General features: G+C 71.3%; 6 protein-coding genes. All 6 read right to left on the bottom strand.

Annotated elements, in window-relative coordinates; genetic code table 11:
- Window positions 1-85: 85 nt before the first annotated feature.
- Window positions 86-574: an SRPBCC family protein gene (locus tag ACWDU4_RS10330; protein WP_450113796.1), complete on the bottom strand. Its 489-nt coding sequence runs from the start codon at window positions 572-574 to the stop codon at window positions 86-88.
- A gap of 84 nt (window positions 575-658) precedes the next feature.
- A complete protein-coding gene (locus ACWDU4_RS10325; RefSeq protein WP_450113795.1) occupies window positions 659-1,639 on the bottom strand; it encodes a COX15/CtaA family protein in 981 nt (326 codons plus the stop codon).
- Between the two features lie 94 nt (window positions 1,640-1,733).
- Window positions 1,734-3,164 carry a hypothetical protein gene (locus ACWDU4_RS10320; protein ID WP_450113804.1) on the bottom strand — a complete coding sequence of 477 codons (1,431 nt, stop codon included), beginning with the start codon at window positions 3,162-3,164 and terminating at the stop codon, window positions 1,734-1,736.
- Window positions 3,165-3,218: 54 nt separating this feature from the next.
- Entirely contained in the window at window positions 3,219-4,013 is a 795-nt protein-coding gene (locus ACWDU4_RS10315; RefSeq protein WP_450113794.1) for an ABC transporter permease, read from the bottom strand.
- A 2-nt stretch (window positions 4,014-4,015) separates the two neighbouring features.
- The gene (locus tag ACWDU4_RS10310) at window positions 4,016-4,954 is read right to left on the bottom strand and encodes an ABC transporter ATP-binding protein (RefSeq protein ID WP_450113793.1); all 939 of its coding nucleotides are present in this window, start codon (window positions 4,952-4,954) and stop codon (window positions 4,016-4,018) included.
- Window positions 4,951-6,654 (bottom strand): polyprenol phosphomannose-dependent alpha 1,6 mannosyltransferase MptB, encoded by a 1,704-nt coding sequence (mptB, locus tag ACWDU4_RS10305; protein WP_450113803.1) that lies wholly within the window; start codon window positions 6,652-6,654, stop codon window positions 4,951-4,953. The genes ACWDU4_RS10310 and mptB overlap by 4 nt, the downstream gene beginning before the upstream one ends.
- Window positions 6,655-6,833: the final 179 nt, after the last annotated feature.

Raw genomic sequence — 6,833 nt, 5'->3', positions numbered from 1 at the left:
ACCTTCCGGGGCCTCCCCTTTTGCGGGCGGTCACCCCTTCTGTGTGTCCGGGCCCGACGTCTTTGTGTCGGCTGGAGAGAGACGGTCAGCCGGCGAGCTGCTTGAGCACTGCCAGATTGGCCGTCATCCCGTCGCGCCACACCGACATCCGGTGATCGAGGATCGCGGCCTCCCGGTCCGGGTGCCGGTCGATGAAGTCGGCGAGCGGCGACCGCCCGGTGCCCACCTTGGCCCATTGCCGGACGAGGGCGCCGTCACCGTCGGAGTCGACCTCGAAACCCCAGTGGGCGAACGGCTCGTCCGCCGGACCCACCCGCCACACCCAGCGTCGGCCGTCCTCGACCTCGACGACCTCCGACTCGGTGTGCCACTCGCCCATCTGCGCGTTCGCGTTGTACCCGCGGAACCGGGCGCCGACGGCGACGACGGTCGCGCCGTCCAGCCACTCCGTCCGCTGCAGTTCGCCGTCGGCGCGGGTCGGCAGATCGATGTCGATCACCAGTGTCCAGGCACGCTCCGGGCTGCAGGTCAGACGTTCGGTGACCTCGACGGTCGGGGTGTCGCGCAGACGCATGACGGCTCCTTCGGCTCTCGATTCGGTGGGTGACGCGTGCCGAATGCTATGCCGAGCCGATGCGCGATCCGGAGCGGGTGCCGGTCAGTCGACGGTGACGCCGGTGGCGGCCGGCGTGGCCGGTGTGGGCGCGGGTTCGCGGACCCGGCCCGCGGCGTAGAGGGCCGCGGTCGCGGCGGTGCACGCACCGGCCAGGGCGACGTGGATGGTCACCAGGACGGCGGGGACGTGCGTCCAGAACTGGACCAGGCCGACGCAGGCCTGCAGGGCGACGAGGGCGACGACCACCTTCATGCGCAGTTTCACCGCGTCGCGCGCCCCGACCGCGTACAGCGCGAACCCGAGGCCGACCAGCAGCGCCAGGTAGCCGACCAGAAGTTCGGCATGCAGATGCACGAGGTTGGTGATGTCCAGGCCGAGGCGCTCGACGGTGCGTTCGGGATTCTTGTCACCGGCGTGCGGTCCGGCGCCGGTGACCATCGTGCCCGCGACCAGAGTGCCGGCCAGCGCCACCCCGGACAGCGCGGTCAGCCAGCGCAGCTGCCTGGGCAGCACGATCACGTCGACGCCGTCGTCCGGCTGGTCGATCTTGTGGAACAGGATCACGGACAGCCACACCATCGCCATCGACACCAGCATGTGCACGGCGACCGTCCACCACAGCAGTCCGGTGAGCACCGTGATGCCGCCGATCACGGCCTGCAGCACCGTCGACAGCGGCATCAGCCACGCGTAGAACAGCACCTCGCGGCGACGGGCGGCGCGGGTCACCGCGATGACCGCCGCCGCCGCGGTCGCGATCACCAGGAACGTGAGCAGTCGGTTGCCGAACTCGACGGCCTGGTGAAACCACGGCGCGGTCGAGTTGCCCGTCGGGACGAAACTGCCAGGGTGGCACTGCGGCCACGTGGTGCAGCCGAGGCCGGACGCGGTGACCCGGACCACCGAGCCGGTGACCGCGATGCCGCCCTGCGACAGGATCACCGCGAACGCGATCCACTTCTGGACCGCCAGGGAAGGCAGGGGGAGACGGTTGACCAGGCTCACGAAGCCGCGATACAGCACGGGTCCGATGGTAGAGCCCGGTCAACTACACGGTGTCGTTGGGGCGGCTCGCCGCCGTGTCGTTGGGGCGGCTGGCCGCCGGTCGTTGGGGCGGTCAGCTCCCCGAACTGCCCGCGCTGCCGATGCTGCCGCTGTCGCCTGCCCGGACCCGGACCAGCCCGGTGATCGTGCCCTGCAGGTAGTCGCCCCGCGAGGTGATCAGCGCCGACATCTGCAGGGTGTCGTTGGCGATGGTGCCGGGCTGACCGGACTCGGAGACCACGGCGCCGGTGGCGGGGTCGATCACCGCGAACGCGAATCCGTCGAGGGGAGTCGTGTTCGGCTGCCCCTTCCGGACCACCGTGTACAGGTTGCCGTCCGCGGTCGACAGGTGCGGAACCGCCGAGCTGCGCACCGCGTTGTCCCACACCACGTGGCAGCCGGAACCGTCGATGTCCACCCGGGTCATGCCGCCGGTGAACGTCGCGGACGACGGCACCGCCGGACCCGCACCGTCCGGGACCGTCGGGTACGGATACCCGTAGGTACCCGCCACGAACACCGAGTTGCCGACGCCGATCGGGGAGTTCTCACTGCCCGGGCCTCCGGTGGCCAGTACCGGCGCCTGGCACACCTCGTCGCCGGTGTCGGCGCGGCGCACGATCAGATTCACCCGGGTGTCCGCGTTGTCGACGATCGCGACGTACTCGTGGCCGGTGCCGGGGCCGAAGAAGGTCGGCGTCGAGCCGGTGCCCCAACTGAGCTGGCCCGGCTTGCGGGCGGACCCGCGATCGTAGGTGTGCCGCCAGTCGATCGTCGGGGCGGCGTCCGCACCCGCGGACAGCTGGTACAGGGCGTGGGTGGTGGCCACGGACACCCCGGTGGGGGAGCTGGAGATGCTGTTCTGCACCTGCTCGCCAGCGGGCAGCCGGAGGGTGCGTGCGGTCCCGGCCGGATCGAGCGTGCCCACCACGCCGCCTCCGGTGGCGAACCAGACGTTGCCGGACCAGTCCGGAACCAGGCCGGTCACCGCGTCGCCGTCGGGAACCGCTCCGGACAGGTCGACCGTGGAGTCGACGAACAGGGCGTCGGCGGTGTGGCCGATGCGCTGCAGCTGCCGGTTGCCGTCGACGGCGACGAGGCGGTTCTGATCGTCGAGGAAGGCGTAGACGCCGCCGAGCAGGCTGCCCTTCGCCAGCTCCAGTGATGCCACCGACCGGGAATTGCCTGCGTCGAGCAGATGGACCGTCGGCTTCCGGCCGAGGACGGCGGTGCACAACGCGACCACCCGCCCGTCGGACCCCTCGAGCAGGGTCGGGCACGCGGACAGCAGCGGGATCTCGGTGGCCCCCACCGCTCCGGTGCCGGGGCCGGCGAGCGGGGTGGCATCGGACGACCCGGCGTCCCCGTGCATGGTGGCCGTGCCGACCGGTCCCAGGTGCGGGTTCGGCGGCGCCAGCGGCCCCCAGGCCGGCTGTGCGAGCGCGGGAGGGCCCGCGACCGCGAGGGTGACGGCGGCGAGGAGCGGGACGAGGGTCGGGCGCATGATCGGCACCGATGAATGATGGCCGCGGACCGGCCCGCGTGTCCGGGGTTTCGGTCAGGTGAACTTGAACCAGCGGGTCGCCAGCCATGCCGCGACAGCGCCCCACACGATCAGCACAGCGATCGCGAACACGTCCACCGACCCGGAGACGGCGTGGTCGAGGGCCTCGGCGAGCGCCCCGGACGGCACGAGCCGGGCCAACGTGTGCAGCGCGTCGGGGATGCCGTCGCCGCCGAACACGACCGAGCCGATGCCCGCCATCACGAACCACAGCACGTTCGCCAGCGCCAGGACGATCTCGGCCTTCAACGTGCCGCCGAGCAGCAGGCCGAGTGCCGCGAACATCGCGGTGCCGAGGGCGATCACGACCGCACCGAGCAGGAGCCCGGCCGGGTCGGGTCGCCAGCCGAGCGCGAATCCGATCGCACCGAGGAGGACCATCTGGATCGCGACCACGATCACCACCGCCGCGCTCTTGCCCGCGATGATGCCCCATCGCGGAAGCGGCGTGGCGCCGAGCCGTTTCAACGCGCCGTAGCGGCGGTCGAACCCGACCGCGATGGCCTGCCCGGTGAACGCGGTCGACATCACCGCGACCATCATCACCGCGGGCATCACCCGGTTCACCCGGGGATCCCCGAGGTCGCCCAGCGGCAGCAACGTGAGGCCGATCAGCAGCGTGATCGGGATGAACATCGTCAGCAGCAGCTGCTCCCCGTTGCGCAGGAGCAGGGTCAGCTCGAGCCGGGTCTGCGCGGTGAGCATCCGCAGCGGCGGTGCGGGTCGCGGGTTCGGCGCGAAGGTGCCGGGTGTGAACCGGTTGTCGGCGAGACGGTCGGTGTTGGACATGGTCAACCCCGCAGCTCCCTTCCGGTGAGGTCGAGGAAGACGTCCTCGAGGCGGCGCTGGTCGACGCGGATCTCGGTGGCGAGCACGTCGAGTTCGGCGCACCAGGTGGCGACCGCGACGAGCACGGCCGGGTCGATGTCGCCTTCGACGACGTAGTTGCCTGCGGTCGGCTCGCTCGGGGTGAAGCCCGCGGGCAGGGCCGCGGCCAGCCGGGTCAGGTCGAGGTGTGCGGGCGCGGTGAACTGGAGCCGGCCGGCGGCGCCGTGCCGGGTCAGTTCGCTCGGGGTGCCCTCCGCGACGATGCGGCCGTGGTCGATGATCACCAGCCGGTCGGCGAGTGCCTCGGCCTCGTCCATCAGGTGGGTGGTCAGCAGCACCGAGACGCCGTCGCGGCGCAGCGCCTCGATCAGTTCCCACACCATCAACCGTGCCTGGGCGTCGAGGCCCGCGGTCGGTTCGTCCAGGAACACCAGTTCGGGGCGTCCGACGAGGGCGCACGCGAGCGCCAGGCGTTGCTGCTGGCCGCCCGACAGCCGACGGTACGGGGTGCGGACGGCGTCGGTGAGGCCGAGTTCGCGCAGCAGCCATTCGGGGTCGAGGGGGTCCGCTGAGTAGGCGGCGACCAGGTCGAGCATCTCGCCGGCCTTGGAGCCCGGGTAGGCGCCGCCGCCCTGGAGCATCACCCCGATGCGGGCGCGCACGTCGCCGGAGGCGACGGCGGGGTCGAGGCCGAAGACCCGAACGGTTCCGCTGTCCGGTCGCTGGAATCCCTCGCACATCTCGACGGTGGTGGTCTTCCCGGCGCCGTTCGGTCCGAGCAGGGCCAGCACCTGGCCGCGGTCGAGGGTCAGGTCGAGACCGTCGACGGCGACGGTGCCGTCGAACGCCTTCACCACACCGCTGAGTCGGAGCACGGGTTGTTCGGACACGGAAGAACTCACGGGACCTCAGAGTAGGCGTCGGGGGTTGCGGTCCTGTCCGACGCCCCGCTGTTCGAGGCCTCGGTCTCGACCCGCCACGGCAGCCGGTTGCGGGTGAGGACGATGAAGGAACCGCAGACGAGGACGGTGGCGATCGCGGCCTGCACGATGACGAACGGCGGGTACTCGCCGCCGTTCGGCATGACGATCAGGCTGACCACCGACGACAGCGCGATCGCCGGGATGCGGAACACCGGCCGGGTCGCCCACGCGGCGAGGGGGATGACGGCCCACAGCAGGTACCAGGGCTGCACGACCGGGAACAGGAGCACCAGGAATCCGAGGGACACACCGAGCGCGCCGATCGGGTGGATGCGGCCGAGGAGGACCGCGACGAGCATCCGCAGTGCAACGAATGCCGCTGCCAGTGACGCGATCGGCCGGGTCAGGCTGAGCACGGCGGTGGTGTGGTCGCCCAGGCCGAGCAGCACTCCGGCCAGCCCGGTTCCCAGGCCGAGCAGGGTCGGCAGCGACATCCAGCTGCGCACCTCGTTGGCCGTGCCCAGGGTGTCGGGGCTCAGCCAGCCGAATCCGAGCCCGCTGATCAGGCTGACCGCGAGCACCACGACGATCGTGACCGTGGCGAGCAGCGCCGCGGCAGCGCACACCGACCGGAACGTCCCGCCCCACCTCCTGGCGAGGGCCATGCCGATGAATCCGAGGGCAAGTAGGGTGGGGATCTTCACCGTCGCGGACAGCGCGATGAGCCCGGACCCGGCCAGGAGCAGGGCGAGGCTGCGTCCCTCGCGGATGCTGAACCGGATCGGGTCTGCGCCCTCGATCGCGCGGAGTGCGATCTCGATGCCTGCGAGCATCAGGCCCAGCATGAGGGCCTCGTTGTGGATGCCGGCGACCAGGTGGAACAACAGCAGGGGATTGACGGCGCCGAGCCACAGTGCGGTCACGCTCGCGACCCCGCAGCGGCGCGCGAGCCGGGGCAGGGCCCACACGATCAGCGCGACGCCCGCGAGGGCGAGCAGGCGGTGCAGGAAGATGCCCGCGACGATGTTGTCGCCGGTCAGGGCGGAGATGCCCTTCCCGATCCAGATGAACAGCGGGCCGTACGGGGCGGGGGTGTCCCGCCAGATCGTCGGGACGGTCCGGGTCAGAATGTGGTCGACGCCGAGGGCCTGCGCGGGACCGATGGCGTAGGGGTCGAGGCCGCGGGCGGCGATCTCCGACTGCGCGAGGTACGAGTAGACGTCCTTGCTGAACATCGGCGGGGCGATCGCGAGCGGGACCACCCAGAGCAGCAGGGTGCGATCGAGCTGGGACCGGGTCAGCCGTCGCACGGCGGAACCCTCACGGAAGCTGCCGACCGCGAAGCGGCCGAGCAGCAGCCAGGCCAGCACGACCATCGCGCTGCCGGTCAGGGTGATGGTCATGGCGACGCTCGGCATCCGTGCGGGCAGGCCGAGGATGCGCAGTCCCTGGACCGGGTTCTGCAGCACGGGCTGCGCGCCCGAACCGAGAGCGCCGAGTGCCATCAGCAGGGCGCCCGTCGCGCCGAAGCGCCGGACGCCACGCAGCTGTGCGGTCTCGCGGGCGTTGAGGCCGGGGGCCTCGGGTTCGTCGCCATGCAGGCTGGAGACGGCGAAACCGTCGCGGGGTCCGTTCAGTCCGAGGGCACGGCTGAGGAGGGTCTGCGACCGAGAGAGCAGGGCAGTGCCCCGTCGGGATAGGGGCCCGGCGGTTGCGCTGTCACCGGACTCCGGTGTGTCGTCGGTCTGCGGCACAGGATGCAGCGTAGCGGTGTTACACAGGGCACCCTTGGTGGACCGTCGGGTCGAATTCCGTCACACTGGTGTTGTGAAAACGGCAGACATCCGCCCCGAGCATC

Source organism: Rhodococcus sp. NPDC003348 (assembly GCF_053589375.1).
This window is presented reverse-complemented; position numbering and strand designations above follow the sequence as displayed.

Coding starts and splice junctions, on each gene's coding strand:
- ACWDU4_RS10330 (WP_450113796.1), bottom strand. CDS start 574: ATGCGTCTGCGCGACACCCCGACCGTCGAGGTCACCGAACGTCTGACC.
- ACWDU4_RS10320 (WP_450113804.1), bottom strand. CDS start 3,164: ATGCGCCCGACCCTCGTCCCGCTCCTCGCCGCCGTCACCCTCGCGGTC.
- ACWDU4_RS10315 (WP_450113794.1), bottom strand. CDS start 4,013: ATGTCCAACACCGACCGTCTCGCCGACAACCGGTTCACACCCGGCACC.